General features: G+C 67.0%; 12 protein-coding genes and 1 riboswitch. Of the genes, 6 read left to right on the top strand and 6 right to left on the bottom strand.

What is annotated here, in order from left to right; all coding sequences use genetic code 11:
• Nucleotides 1-62: 62 nt before the first annotated feature.
• From Q4543_RS09820 to Q4543_RS09795, 6 genes are all read right to left on the bottom strand, one after another.
• Nucleotides 63-860: an MBL fold metallo-hydrolase gene (locus Q4543_RS09820; RefSeq protein ID WP_303437735.1), complete on the bottom strand. Its 798-nt coding sequence runs from the start codon at nt 858-860 to the stop codon at nt 63-65.
• Nucleotides 857-1654 (bottom strand): TatD family hydrolase, encoded by a 798-nt coding sequence (locus tag Q4543_RS09815; RefSeq protein ID WP_303437733.1) that lies wholly within the window; start codon nt 1652-1654, stop codon nt 857-859. The genes Q4543_RS09820 and Q4543_RS09815 overlap by 4 nt, the downstream gene beginning before the upstream one ends.
• 120 nt (nt 1655-1774) lie before the next feature.
• On the bottom strand, nt 1775-2530 hold the full coding sequence (locus Q4543_RS09810; RefSeq protein WP_303437731.1) for an ABC transporter ATP-binding protein: 756 nt from the start codon (nt 2528-2530) through the stop codon (nt 1775-1777).
• A 48-nt stretch (nt 2531-2578) separates the two neighbouring features.
• Nucleotides 2579-3553: an iron ABC transporter permease gene (locus tag Q4543_RS09805; protein ID WP_303437729.1), complete on the bottom strand. Its 975-nt coding sequence runs from the start codon at nt 3551-3553 to the stop codon at nt 2579-2581.
• Nucleotides 3550-4377 (bottom strand): ABC transporter substrate-binding protein, encoded by an 828-nt coding sequence (locus Q4543_RS09800; protein ID WP_303437727.1) that lies wholly within the window; start codon nt 4375-4377, stop codon nt 3550-3552. The genes Q4543_RS09805 and Q4543_RS09800 overlap by 4 nt, the downstream gene beginning before the upstream one ends.
• Entirely contained in the window at nt 4364-6232 is a 1869-nt protein-coding gene (locus Q4543_RS09795; protein ID WP_303437726.1) for a TonB-dependent siderophore receptor, read from the bottom strand. Before Q4543_RS09795 ends, Q4543_RS09800 begins: the two co-directional genes overlap by 14 nt.
• Before the next feature lie 133 nt (nt 6233-6365).
• Nucleotides 6366-6559, bottom strand: a riboswitch (cobalamin riboswitch).
• 284 nt (nt 6560-6843) lie between these two features.
• Here Q4543_RS09795 and Q4543_RS09790 point away from each other — a divergent pair.
• The 6 genes from Q4543_RS09790 (at nt 6844) to Q4543_RS09765 (ending at nt 13873) form a co-directional block, all read left to right on the top strand.
• A complete protein-coding gene (locus Q4543_RS09790; protein WP_216002627.1) occupies nt 6844-7386 on the top strand; it encodes a peroxiredoxin in 543 nt (180 codons plus the stop codon).
• Between the two features lie 441 nt (nt 7387-7827).
• Entirely contained in the window at nt 7828-8682 is an 855-nt protein-coding gene (locus tag Q4543_RS09785) for an IclR family transcriptional regulator (protein WP_216002628.1), read from the top strand.
• A 20-nt stretch (nt 8683-8702) separates the two neighbouring features.
• The gene (locus Q4543_RS09780) at nt 8703-9869 is read left to right on the top strand and encodes a zinc-binding dehydrogenase (protein WP_252737396.1); all 1167 of its coding nucleotides are present in this window, start codon (nt 8703-8705) and stop codon (nt 9867-9869) included.
• Nucleotides 9870-9985: 116 nt separating this feature from the next.
• Nucleotides 9986-10903 carry a xanthine dehydrogenase family protein subunit M gene (locus tag Q4543_RS09775; protein WP_303437721.1) on the top strand — a complete coding sequence of 306 codons (918 nt, stop codon included), beginning with the start codon at nt 9986-9988 and terminating at the stop codon, nt 10901-10903.
• The gene (locus Q4543_RS09770) at nt 10896-12809 is read left to right on the top strand and encodes a molybdopterin cofactor-binding domain-containing protein (RefSeq protein WP_303437720.1); all 1914 of its coding nucleotides are present in this window, start codon (nt 10896-10898) and stop codon (nt 12807-12809) included. The genes Q4543_RS09775 and Q4543_RS09770 overlap by 8 nt, the downstream gene beginning before the upstream one ends.
• A complete protein-coding gene (locus tag Q4543_RS09765) occupies nt 12806-13873 on the top strand; it encodes a xanthine dehydrogenase family protein molybdopterin-binding subunit (protein WP_216002631.1) in 1068 nt (355 codons plus the stop codon). Before Q4543_RS09770 ends, Q4543_RS09765 begins: the two co-directional genes overlap by 4 nt.
• Nucleotides 13874-13997: the final 124 nt, after the last annotated feature.

The raw sequence follows: 13997 nt of genomic DNA, 5'->3' as shown, positions 1-13997 counted from the left end.
GAGTGGATGGGATAGGGTCTTGAGGGGTGGTGTGGGCGCCGCTGTTGGCCAGCGCCGGCCACTCAGATCGTGTGGTTCAGGACCATGCCGTCATAAGCCGGGCGGATATGGTCGGGGGTTTCGCGCGCCACCTCGTCGTGATCGAGGTCGATGTGCATATTGGTCAGCACCGCCTCGCGCGGGGCGACGCGGGCGATCCATTCCAGCGACAGCGCCAGATGGGCGTGGCTCGGATGCGGCTTGCGGCGCAGCGCGTCGAGGATCCAGCAATCGAGGTTTTCCAGCAGCGGCCAGACCTCATCGGGAATGCGGTAGACATCGGGCAGATAGGCCACGCCGCCAATGCGAAAGCCTAGCGCGTCGATGCTGCCATGATTGACCCGGAACGGCTGCAGCGTCAGCGGGCCGCCCTTGCCGTCGATGGTGAACGGCCCGTCGATGCTGTTCAGCTCGAGGATCGGCGGATAGGGGCTGCCCGAGGGCTGCACGAAGGCATAGCCAAAGCGCGAGATCAGCGCATCCGTGGTGTCGCCATCGGCCCAGACCGGCAGGCGGGTGCCGGTGTTGAACACGATCTGGCGCAGATCATCCAGCCCGTGGGTGTGATCGGCATGGGCATGGGTAAAGGCCACGGCGTCAAGCTCGCCAATCCCGGCGCCCAGCAGCTGGCTGCGAAGATCGGGCGAAGTGTCGATCAGAACGCGGGTGATGCCATCCGGCCCCAGCCGTTCGATCAGGATCGAACAGCGGCGGCGGGCGTTTTTCGGGTTGGCGGGGTCGCAATCGCCCCAATGCCCGCCAAGGCGCGGCACGCCGCCCGACGAGCCGCAGCCAAGGATGGTGATGCGCAGATTGCTCATGGCCGCCATGCCGCCGCCTTGGCGAAGAGCCGTTCGAAATTGGCTTCGGTGGCCTTGGCGAATTCCTCGTAGGGCAACCCAAAGGCCTCGGCCCCGACACGCGCGGTCAGCGCGGTATAGGCGGGCTCGTTGCGTCGGCCGCGGTGCGGGGGCGGCGCGAGGTAGGGGCTGTCGGTTTCCACAAGGATGCGATCCAGCGGCGCGGCAGCGAAGATGTCGCGCAGATCTTTCGATCTGGGAAAGGCGGCGATGCCGGACATCGACAGGTAAAAGCCGCAGTCCAGCGCCGCGCGCGCCAGTTCGGCCGAGGACGAAAAGCAGTGCATCACGCAGCCATACGGCTTTTGCCGGTACGCTTCGGACAGGATGCGCGCCATGTCATCGTCGGCGGCGCGGGCGTGGATGATCAGCGGCAAGCCGGTTTCCTGCGCCGCTTCGATGTGAACGCCCAGCGAGGTCTTCTGGATCTCGGCGCTGTCGGCGGTGTAGTGGTAATCCAGTCCGGTCTCGCCAAGGGCAACAAACTTGGGGTGCTGCGACAGGGCCACCAGCTGATCGACGGTGACCAGCGGCTCTTCGGCGGCGCTCATCGGGTGGATGCCAGCGGCGTAGAACACCGGTTCATTGGCCTCGGCGATGGCGCGCACCTTGGGTTCGTTGCCCAGCTTGGTGCAGATCGTCACCATGCGATGCACGCCAGCGTCACGTGCGCGGGCGATTGTCGCGGGGAGATCCTCGTCGAAATCGGCGAAGTCGAGGTGACAGTGGCTGTCGGTGATACGGGGATGGGTCATGCGGGCTGTCCTTTGCAGCCTTGGTATCGGGGAAGGCGCGGGCAGGGTCAAGCGGGGGCGCGGCCTCGGGGCGACAGCTTGCTTGGATGCGCCTGAAATCCGGGCCGATGCGGTCAGGGCTTAGGGCAGAACGCCCAGCGGATGCAGCAGCGGGCCATGCGGTGTGTGCAGGATCTCGGCCTTCAGATGAAAGCTGCGGGCAAGGTTTTCCGGGCACAGCACCTCGGTCGGCAGGCCGTCGGCGACAAGGCGGCCCTGATCGAGCAGCAGCAACCGGGTGCAATGGCGCGCCGCCAGCGTCAGATCGTGCAGCGACACCAGCACGGCATGGCCATCCGCCGTAAGATCCTCAAACACCTGCATGGTGGACAGCTGCGCGGCGGGGTCGAGCCCGGCGGTCGGCTCGTCGGCGATCAACAGCGGGGCTTCTTGCGCCAGCGCGCGGGCGATCAGCGCGCGGGCCTGCTCGCCGCCCGACAGCTCGGTGGCGCGGCGCTGGCGAAAGCTGCCCAGCCCCATGCGGGACAAGGCGGCGCTGACGGCGCGGGCCGAGGCGCTTCCGGCGCGGCTGTCATGGGGCAGGCGGCCAAGGGTCACGAGGGTTTCGACATCAAGCCCCCATGCGATTTCCCGCGCCTGCGGCAGCCATGCGGCAGCGCGGGCACGGGTCCGTGCGGGCATATCGGCAAGGTTCGATCGGCCCTGATGCGCGATCAGCCCCAGCGCGGCGCGCATCAGCGTGGTCTTGCCCGCACCGTTGGGGCCGATCAGGCCGACGCATTCGCCGGGGGATATGGTCAGGGACACATCATCGACCACCGGGCGCTGGCCGCGCCGGACGGTGAGGTTTGCGAGGTCGAGCAGGGGGCCGCTCATGCGCGGCTCCGGGTGTGTCATGTCAAACGCCCCTTCGGGTAAGCCATCTCAGACGCCCCTCCGGGTGCGATAGATCAGATGCAGGAACAGCGGCGCGCCAAGGATCGCCATCACCACGCCCAGCTTCAGATCGCGGTCTGGCAACACCAGCCGCACCGCAAGGTCGGCGGCCAGCACCATCGCCGCGCCGCCCAGCCCCGAGGCCCAGAGCAGCCGCGCGGGGCGTGCCTTGCACAGCGGGCGCAGCAGATGCGGCACCACCAGACCGACAAAGCCCACCGCCCCGGCCACCGCCGTTGCCGCGCCCACCGCCGCCGCCGTGCCAAGCAGCAGCGTCAGCCGCAGCCGCCCTAGCGAGATGCCAAGCGCCTGCGCCGCATCCTCGCCGAGGGTCAGCGCATCAAGGCCGCGCCCGGTGGTCAGCAGCAACGCGGCGCCAAGCGCGATCAGCGGCGCCGCCAGCGCCAGATGTTCCAGTGACCGATCGGCGACCGAGCCCATCATCCAGAACACGATCTCGAAGGTGGCGTAAGGGTTGGACGACAGGTTCAGCGCCAGCGACACCAATGCGCCCGCCAGCGCCGACACCGCGATGCCCGCAAGGATCAGCGTCAGCGAGCCGCCGCGCGGCCCGGCCAGCAGCAGGATTAGCCCCACCGCGCCGCCCGCGAACACCAGTGCCATCAGCGGCAGCGCCAGCGAAAACGCCGCCGCCAGCCCGGTCTGCAGCGCGATCACCGCCCCCAGCGCCGCCGAGCCGGACACACCGATCAGCCCCGGTTCGGCCAGCGGGTTGCGCAGATAGCCCTGCATCGCCGCGCCCGACAGCCCAAGCGCCGCGCCGACCAGCGCCGCCAGCGCCGCGCGCGGCAGGCGGATCTGCTGCATCACCATGACATGCAGCGGATCGCCCGCGCCCAGCAGCGCGCGCAGCGGGATCGGCGCATAGCCCAGCGACAGCGACGCCGCCAGCAGCGCCAGCACCAGCGCGCACAGCGCTCCGGCAAGCGGCAGCGGCCTCATTGGGCGGACCGGCGCAGCGCGCGCATCTCGGCCACCGTGTCCAGCGTCGAGGGCAGCCCGCAGATCCAGCCGGCGCTGGGGCCGATCTCGTGCAGCTTGCCGGTGGCTCTCAGCGCCGGGTGTTGCAGCAGCGCCGTGGCCTGCGCCGGGCTGTCATAGGGCGCGCCCACAAGGATCATGTCGGGCTGCGCCAGAACCAGCCGTTCCAGCGGCAGCGTCTCGCCGGGGACAAGATCCAGCGCCTCGGCGATGGTGGTCATGCCAGCGGCGTGCAGGATGTCTCCGGTCAGCCCCTCGCCCGAGGCGGTCTCGTTGAAGGGCAGGTAATAGGCGACCACCGCGCGGGTTTCGGGCGCATCTGACAGGGCCGCAAGCCGCGCATCGAAGTCCCCGACCAGCGCGGCGGCGCGGGCCGGGCGGCCCAGCAGCGCGCCCATGCGGGTGATGTTCTCGCGGATGTCGCTCAGCGAGCGGGTGGGCTGAAAGGTTTCGACCCGATACCCGAGGCCGGTCAGCATCTGCACCGTGGCGCGGGCGGTATAGCTGCCCGCCAGCACCAGATCGGGCTGCATCAGCGCCACCTGTTCGGCGCTGGCATCGTTGCGCGGCACATCGGCCATCTCTGCGGCCAGCGCGGCGCTGCGCGGATCATGCGCCAGCGGCGAGACCGAGACCAGCTGCCCCGGCGCGCCGATCAGCCAAGCCAGCTGGTCGGTACACACGTTCAGCGAGACGACGCGCGCGGGTGCTGCCCCGACATCTGCCGCGGCAGCCACCGCGCAAAACAGCGCGGCGGCGAGGGGTATCAGATCAGAACGACGCACGAACGCCGAAATACCATGCCCGGCCCGAGGTCTGATAGTCAGGAATGACCTCGTAATCCGCGTCGAACAGGTTTTCCACCCGTGCCCAGGCTTCCCAGTTGTCGGCAATCTGATAGCCGAAGCGGGCATTGACCACGGTGAAATCATCGACGCTGTCGGGGTCTGCGGCGCCGTAAGTGTCGGGGAAATCGGCCTTGTGCGTCAGGCTCACCCCGGCGCTCAGCGCATCGGTGATCTGCGCATCCAGCCCCATGGTCAGATCGTAGCGCGGCACCCGTTGCAGCGGCGCATCGTCATCGTCTCGCGCATCGGTGTAGGTATAGCCGCCGGTGAGCGACAAACGGTCCGACAACGGCACCGCGCCCGACAGTTCCAGCCCGCGCGAGACGGACGTGCCCGACAGCTGGCCATAGCGGCTGGTGGCGTAATCATATTCGATCAAATCGTCGATGCTGGTGTGGAACACCGTCGCGCCAATGCTCGCCCCGCCCGCAAAGGCGTAATCCGCGCCAAGCTCGACCGACTGCGAGGTTTCCGGCGTCAGATCCTCGTTGCCATAGGAAGGCGAGAACAGCTCGTACATCGACGGTGCGCGATAGCCTTTGGCCCATGCGCCGCGCAGGGTCAGCGCGTTGGTGGCACGCCACGACAGGGTGGCGCGGCCCGACCATTCGCCGCCGAATTCGGACTGCTCGTCATGGCGCACCGACACGGTGGCATCGACATCAGGGGTGATGGCATAGGCCAGTTCCGCATAGGCGGCGGTGTTGCCTGTTTCTTCGTCGCTGTAGCCGGTGCCGTTGCGCGACCAGAACGCATCGTAGGTGGCGGCGCTGAAATCGGCCGTCTCGATGCTACGCTCAAGGCCGAAAGACAGGGTCGCTGCGGCGCTGGCCTCCCACGTGCCGCTGTAGGCGGCGACATCGCGAGTCGAGCCGAATTCGTCGCTCCAGCCCACCGCGTCGAAGCTGCGCTCGATGTCATAGCGCGAGAAAGACAGCTCATGTGCCACCGTGCCGGTCTGCAGCTGCGCATAGGCGCGCAGCGCCCAGCTGTCGGTCTCGAAGCTGCCGCTGCCCGGATCGGTCCAGTCGTTACTGTCGTAATCGCCCGCGCCGTCATAGGCAAAGCCGCTCAGCCCAATGCGCAGATCGGGGGTGGCCTGAAAATAGCCGTCAAAGCCGTATTGGTTGGCGGTGTAACCATCCTCGTCATCGGCGGCGTCAAGATCGATCGAGCTGAAGCCGTCGGTCGCCAGCCGCGAGGCCGTCACCGCAAGGCCCCAGTTCTCGCCCGCAACGCCATAAGAGGCGGCGGCGTTGGTGGTGCCAAAGGCGCCGTATTCCATCGACAGCGCGCCGGTCTCGCCGGCCTCTTCGGGGGCCTTGGCAAGATCGATGGCAACGATGCCGGCAATGGCGTCCGATCCGTACAGCGCCGATTGCGCCCCGCGCACCACCTCGGCGCGGCTGACGCCGCCGGGCAGGATACCGCCAAAGTTGAAGGCCGCCTGCGTCGACGAGGCGTCGCTGACCCGGATGCCATTGATGAACACCGGCGCGTATTGATTGGGCAGGCCGCGGATCGACAGCGACGTGGTTGCCCCGGGCGCGCCGTTGCGCACCACGTTGACGCCGGGCACCCGGTCGAGCGTGTCGGCAAGGCTGGTCTCGGGGCTGGTCTCGATCTGCTCTTGCGTCAGCACGGTGACGCTGCTGCCGGTGCGCGACAGCTCGGTCGGGGTTTCGCTGGCGTAAAGCGTCAGGCTGGGCAGCTCATAGGCAGCGTCGTCTTGAGCCTGAGCGGCGGCGGCGCTCAGCGCAAGCGCCGAGACGGTGGCGAGGGCGTGTTTCATCCAATCGGTCCTGTCCTTTGCGGCACCGGTCCTGCGGGGCCTGATCTGGTCGTGTCGGTGGAAGTGTTTCCGCGACGGTTGCACGTCACCACGAACGGACGAAGGACCGTTCCCTCAGGCGCGCCCCGCGCGTGGGGAGGGTGAACACCCTGGCAGGTCTCCTGACTTGCGGGTCGTCGCGCTGTCCGGGCCTTCCCGGGCCATGTCGGCCCAGTGGCATGTGTCCGGAGACGCTCGCCGCTCACAGTTGCGGGGGCAGTCGCGGAATGTCACCGCGTTCCCTTTTCACCGGATCACTGACCCGGAACCAAAGCAGAGCCCGCATAGCGCGCCAGAGGGCAGCGCACAAGCCATTTGCCGCATCGCAAAGCGGTGCGTGGCCTGCATCCAGCGGGTTGCCCGGCGCGGGCCGCGTCCGCACCGGGTATGCGCGTGACGAGGATCTTCAGACCCGATCCGGTCTGGATGAGGCGCCGGGCAACAGCGACGGATCGCCCCGCGCTGCCCCGCGCGTCAGGTTTGCGCCGGGCGGGTAGCGGATATGCATAAAGGTTTGTCCGCTGCACCGCAGAATTTCGTTAGTTTTGCGCCATCACGAATAGGAGAAAACCATGAAAACGAACGTCAAGCTGCCCGACGTGACCTTCCGCACCCGTGTGCGCGACGACAGCATCGAAGGGCCGAACCCGTTCCGCTGGCAGGACATGACCACCGCCGATTATTTCGCCGGCAAGCGCGTCATCCTGTTTTCGCTGCCGGGGGCCTTCACTCCGACCTGCTCGACCTACCAGCTGCCGGGCTTCGAGAACAATTTCGAAGAGTTCAAGGCGCAGGGCATCGACGAGATCTATTGCCTGTCGGTGAACGACAGCTTTGTGATGAACCAGTGGGCCAAGGCGCAGGGAATCAAAAACGTCAAGGTGATCCCCGACGGGTCGGGCGAATTCAGCCGCCGGATGGGAATGCTGGTCAACAAGGACAATCTCGGCTTTGGGCCGCGCTCGTGGCGCTATGCGGCGATCGTCGACAACGGCGTGATCGAGGCATGGTTCGAAGAGCCCGGCCTGATGGACAACTGCCCCGACGATCCTTACGGCGAATCCTCGCCCGAGAACCTGCTGGCCCATCTCAAGCAGGCGGTCGCGGCAGAGTAACGCCTCTGAGCCACGTCTTCAGACCCCGCCCGGGCACGCCCCGCGGCGGGGTTTTTTGTTTTTATGCGCGGGGGCGCCGCGCACGGCTCGCCCGCTGAATACCGCGTCCGGCACGCTCGATCAGGGCACACCCCGCCACGGGCGAGACGGAATTCCTCTCCATCTGACCCGGTGAGTCCTGCGGGTTTCGCCGACGCTCTTTGCCGATGATCTTTGGCACGGCCCGGCAGAGACCGCAGCGCCGCCGCGCGCGGTGCATCGCCCGGGCTCTGTGGCCTTGGCACGCAGCGATGCGGCCCAGTGCCCTTTGCAGATGCAGAACTGAATTCATTGAGAAAATTCCCCTCGAATTTCACAATGTCGGGACGCAGTCGACGATGACGGTTTTTCTTGCCGAATTTACGACCGCCTGAGACAGTGCCCGCAAGAGGAGCCACATACATGAAACCCCGAGCGGACCGCCGCTATCCGGCCGACTTTGTCGTGACCGGAGACGCGAAAGCCATGCCTGAAAAGTCGTCGCAGCGGACAATCCAGTCCGTCGAACGGGCGCTGACGCTGCTGGAACTGGTGGCGCGGGAACCGGCGGGGCTGACCCTTTCGGAATTGGCGAGCGCGGCAGGGCTGAACAGCTCGACCTGTCATCATCTTGCGGCGACGCTGGTGGCGCGGGGCTATCTGCGCAACGACAAGCGCAGTCGGGGCTATGTGCTCGGCGCGCGCATCCGCGAGCTGCACGAGCTGGAACAGGGCGAACGCGACCCCTCGGTGCTGCTGGCAGGCCCGTTGCAAGAGCTTGGGCAGCGCCTTGGGCACGGGGTGCAAATGGCGGTGATGTCGGAAAACGCGTTGATCACCAAGCTGCGCTTTCCCGACCCCACCGGCGAGGTCGAAGAGGCCGACGAGATCGAAAAGATGTCCGCCGCCCATGCCACGGCGACCGGCAAGTCGATCCTTGCATGGATCCCCGACACCGAACTGGTGCGGGTGATCTCGGCGCATGGGCTGACGCGCTACACCCCGCGCACGGTGACCAGCCTGTCGGGGCTGATCGAGGAATTGCGGCTGGTGCGGCGTCACAAATACGCGGTCGATGACGAGGAATTCCGCCTCGGCATCTGCTGCATTGGCGCCAGCGTGCGCGATGGCACCGGCGCGGTGGTGGGGGCGATCTCGGTCACCATTCCCGCCGCGATGGCGAGCGAGCCGTATCGCAAGATGCTCATCGGCGCGATGGTCGCCGCTGGCAACGACTTTTCACGCAAGATCGAAACCGCGACGCGGTTCGGGACCTGAAGAAAGAGGAGGAGACTATCATGGCAATGCAGGGCAAGGTGACGACCCACAAGGATTACCCGATCCCCGAGACGATGAAGGCCTGGGTGCTGGGCGATCCCGGCGAGCTGACGCTGGCGGACAAGCCGGTGCCCAGCCCGGGCAAGGCCGAGGTGCTGGTGCGCATCGACGCCGTGGCGATCTGCGCCACGGATCTTGAGATCATCCACCACGGCCCGCCCGCGCAGATCCACGGCGGCGATCCGTTCAACAAGAATTTCACCCCCGGTCACGAATACATGGGCACCGTCGTCGCCCTTGGGCCGGGCGTCGATGAATATGCCATCGGCGAGCGCGTCACCGTCGAAATCCACGCCGGTTGCGGCCAGTGCAAGCGTTGCCGTGAGGGCATGTACACCTCGTGCCACAATTACGGCAAGAATTACGGCGATGTCGACAAGGGCCACCGCGCCAATGGCTTCACCACCGATGGCGGCTTTGCCGAATACGCAATCAACAGCGTCAACACGCTGGTGCATGTCGACGACAGCATGAGTGACGAAGAGGCGACGCTGGTCGTGACCGCGGGCACGGCGATGTACGGTCTGACCGAACTTGGCGGGCTGGTGGCCGGGGAAAGCGTTGTGGTGACCGGGCCGGGGCCGATCGGCCTTTTGGGGGCGGCGGTGGCCAAGGCGCTGGGCGCGCAGCCGGTGATCCTGACCGGCACCCGCGACAATCGGCTTGAGATCGGCAAGCAGCTGGGCGCCGATCACGTGGTGAACGTGCGCAAGGAAGAAAACGTTGTCGAGAAGATCCGCGAGCTGAACGGCGGCAAGGGTGTCGATTACGTGGTTGAATGCTCGGGCGCGCCGCAGGCGCTGAACGAGGCGGCGCAGATGGTCAACCGGGGCGGGCGCATCTGTCTTGCGGCGTTTCCGGGCAGCTCGCCCGAGGTGGATATCGCCTATCTGGTGCGCAACAACATCTACCTCTACGGCATCCGGGGCGAGGGCAAGACCGCGACCCACCGCGCCGAGGCCTTCATGCGCCAGAAGCGCTTCGATGCCACGCTGATCCACACCCATACCTTCCAGATGGAAGATCTGCCCGAGGCGCTGCGCTACGCCAAGGACCGTGTCGAAGACGCCATCAAGGTGGTGGTCAAGAACAAGCACGCCGAGGCGCAGCGCGTCGCCGCCGAGTAACCGCGCAGGGGGCGCGGGACATCCGCGCCTCTGATCCCCTGTTTCGACCCGCAGCCGACGCCACGGCTTTGGCGCGCGGGGCCGCTGATGCCGACTGATCGAAGAGGTGCAGTCCCATGCTGACCTACGATGCCTATCACCGTCCGACCTCTCTGCCCGAGGCGCTGCGCCTCTGGCGGGATGCGCCCGAGGGAAGCCGGCTGGTTTCCGGCGCGACCGACCTTTTGCCTGCCGCCCGGGATGGCCGCCTTGGAGATGTCCATCTGCCCGCGCTTATCGACCTGACCGGGGTCACCGAGCTGCGCGGCTATGACTTCGCCAACGGTCATGTCGCGCTGGGCGCCGGGACGGTCTATCAGGATTTCCTGACCGATCCGGTGCTGCGCCGGGCGCTGCCCTGCATGCCCTATGTGTCGATCTGGTTCGCCGATGACCAGATCCGCGAAACCGCCACGCTTGCGGGCAATCTGGTCAACGCCTCGCCGGTGGCCGATGGCACGCCCCCGGTGGTGGCGCTGAACGGGCTTGTCGAGCTTTCCAAGCTTGACGGCGATGCCATCACGTCGCGCCGGGTGGCGGTGCGTGATTTCATCACCGGGCCGGGCCGCACCGTGATCGCGCCGGGCGAAATCATGACACGGGTCTTTCTTGATACCTGCTACGGCTATGGCGGGGCGTTCCAGAAGGTCGGCCAGCGGCGCTCGCTGGTGATCTCGGTCGCCTGCTGCGCGGCGCTGGTCAAGCTCGATGAAAGCGGCCGGGTGTTCGAGGACGTGCGCCTTGCCCTTGGCGGCGTCGGTCCGGGGCCGATCCGGCTGGACGATTCCGAACGGATGCTGCGCGGCGAGCCGCTGTCCGAAGAACTGATGCAAGCCGCTGCCGGGTTGGCGGCGGAAAAGGTCGCCTCGCGCTCGCGCCGCGATTACCGCCGCGACGTGGTGGTCAGTTTCGTGCGCGCCGCCCTGTCGGAAGCGCTGAGCAATGCCGGGGCCAAGGCTCCGCTGCAAACCATGGAGGACATGGCCAATGTCTGAGACCAGGATCACCTGCGAGGTCAACGGCCGCAAGGTCGCCCGCACCGTCGCAACCCATAAACGCCTGCTTGATCTGCTGCGCGACGATCTCAACCTGACCGGCACCAAGGAAGGCTGCGGCGCCGGGGAATGCGGCACCTGTTCGGTGTTTGTCGATGGCAAGCTGGTGAAATCCTGCCTCGTGCCGGCGGCCCGTGCCGAGGGCGCGCGCATCGAAACCATCGAAGGGCTGGCGGGGATGGGCCCGCTGACCCCGGTGCAAAAGGCGTTTCACAAGACCGGCGCCAGCCAGTGCGGCTATTGCATTCCCGGCATGGTGATGGCGGCGACCAACTGCCTGCGGCTGAACCCCGAGGCCGATATTGACGAGATCAAGGAGCGCATGGGTGGCAACATCTGCCGCTGCACCGGCTACACCAAGATCCTCGAAGCGGTGGAAATCGCCCGTGACGTGATCGCCGGGCGCCGCCCCGAGGGCGATCTTGATACCGACGAGCCGCTTGGCGACAGCTTCATCGGCCACAACGTGCGCCGCATCGACGCCCCGGCCAAGGTTACGGGGCGCCTGCGCTACGCCGCCGACATGAAACTGGTCGACATGCTGCAGATGCAGGTGCTGCGCAGCCCGCATCCGCATGCCCGCATCCTGTCGATCGACACCTCCGCCGCCGAGGCGATGGAGGGGGTGGAATGCGTCATCACCGCCGCCGATGTGCCTGGCAAGGATGGGTTTGGCGTGTTTGTGCATGACCAGCCGATCATGGCGCGCGGCAAGGTGCGCCACGTCGGCGAGGCGGTTGCCGCCGTTGCCGCCGAGGATCTGCTGACCGCCCGCCGGGCCATCGCTGCGATCAAGGTCGAATATGAGCCGCTGCCGGTGATCGGCACCCCCGAAGACGCGATCGCCCCCGGCGCCCCAGTGATCCACGACTACGCGCCGGACAATGTCGTCAAGCATATCCCGCTGCGCAAGGGCAACCCCGAGGCGGGCTTTGCCGAGGCCGACCTGATCATCGAGGACAGCTTCAGCACGCAATCGGTGGAGCATGCCTATCTTGAACCCGAGGCCGGGGTGGCCTTTGTCGATCACGACGACGTGGTGACGGTGCATTCGCCCAGCCAGAACATCACCCATCACCGTCACATGCTGGCCGATATCCTTGGCCTGCCGATCAACAAGGTGCGCATGGTGATGTCTGCGGTGGGCGGCGGCTTTGGCGGCAAGGAAGACATGATCTATCAGGGCATGCTGGCGCTTGCGGCGATCAGGACCCGCCGCTCGGTGCAGCTGAATTTCACCCGCGAGGAAAGCCTGATCGCCTCGGCCAAGCGGCATCCGTCCAAGGTCAGCTACAAGATGGGCCTGAAGCGGACCGGCAAGATCACTGCCATCACCTTTGACATGCTCTCGGACGGGGGCGCCTATGGCATGAGCTCCGAAGGGGTGATGCGCAAGGCGGCGATCCTGTCCTGCGGGCCTTACGAGGTGCACAACCTTCAGGTCGATACCCGCGCGGTCTATACCAACAACACGCCGTCGGGCGCGTTCCGCACCTTTGGCGGCATGCAGGCGCAATTCGCCACCGAAAGCATGATGGACATGGCCGCCGAGGCGCTGGGCATGGACCCGTTCGAATTGCGGCGCATCAACATGTACCGCAAGGGCTCGATCACCCACACCCAGCATCGGCTTGACCGCGCATCGCTCGACATGGTGCTGGATGCGGCCGAAACCGCCAGCCGCTGGGAGAGCGGCGCGCCGAACGTGCGCGGTGCGGCGCGGCGCGACTTGGGCGGCGCGGATACCCGCAAGCCCTGCACGCTGGGCGCGCGCATCGTCGCCGAGGCAGCGGACCTGTCGCAGGGCGATCATCCAACCAAGGCATCGACGGAGGCGGCAGAATGAACGCGATCACTCAGACCAGCGCCGACACCCGGCGCAAGCGCGGGCGGGGCATGGCGGCAAGCTGGTACGGCATCGCCCGCACCGCGACCATCGACCGGGCCGGGGCCTGGGCCGAGATCGACGACGGCGGCACCATCAAGGTGGTCACCGGCGTTACCGAGATTGGCGAGGGCATCCTGACGGTGCTGGCGCAGGTCGCCGCCGAGGAAACCGGCGCGCGCCCCGAGGATGTCACCATCGGCGACAACGACACCGCCCGCTCTCCCGAGGCGGCCCATGCGGGCGCCACCCGGCAGACCTACATGATCGGCAATTCGGTGGCGCTGGCTTCGCGCGAGGCGCGCAAGATGCTGTTCGAACAGATCGCCGAGCATTGGGACACCCCCGAAGACAGCCTGCGCGCCTTCAACGGCGAGATCTGGGTCGAGGGCAGCAACCTGCGCATGACGCTGTCCGAGGCGGTGGCGATCTGCAAGGGGCGCGGCGTGGTGCCGGTGGGGGCGGCGAGCTTTACCGCCCATGGCACCGGGCTGCACCCGGTGGATGGCAAGGGCAGCCCGTGGCAGACCTATGTCTTCGGCACGCAGGTCGCCGAGGTCGAGGTCGACACATGGACGGGCGAGGTGCAGGTGCTGGGCATCTGGGCCGCGCATGACGTGGGCCGCTGCATCAACCCGCGCGGTGTCGAAGGCCAGATCGAGGGCGGCGTGGTGCAGGGGCTGGGGCAGGCGCTGATGGAGGAGCACATCTGCGAGGGCGGCCACCCGACCACCCATGGCTTTGCCAAGTACATCCTGCCGACGGCGCTGGATGTGCCGCAGATCAATTGCATCATCGTCGAAGACGAGGACCCGACCAGCCCCTTGCGCGCCAAGGGCATCGGAGAGCCGGCGCTGGTGCCGACCTGTCCGGCGATCATGAACGCCATCTATGACGCCATCGGTGTCCGGATGAAATCTTTGCCCGCGACACCGGAAAAGATCCTCGCGGCGCTTCGGATGCCGCCCGGAGGAGGGGCGCGCATCACTTGGAACAACCGCCCAGCGGGGGAAACCTTGACTTAGGGCGGTGGGGGGGGGGGGGGGGGGGGGGGCCCCGCCCCCCCCCCCACCCCCCAAAACAACGCGGGGGGGGAAGGTTTTTTTAAAGGCCCCAAGGAAAGTGGGCGAGGGGGGGGGGGCCCCCCCC

The sequence above is a fragment of the Salipiger sp. 1_MG-2023 genome, from assembly GCF_030547555.1.
Taxonomy (GTDB): Bacteria; Pseudomonadota; Alphaproteobacteria; order Rhodobacterales; family Rhodobacteraceae; genus Salipiger.
This window is presented reverse-complemented; position numbering and strand designations above follow the sequence as displayed.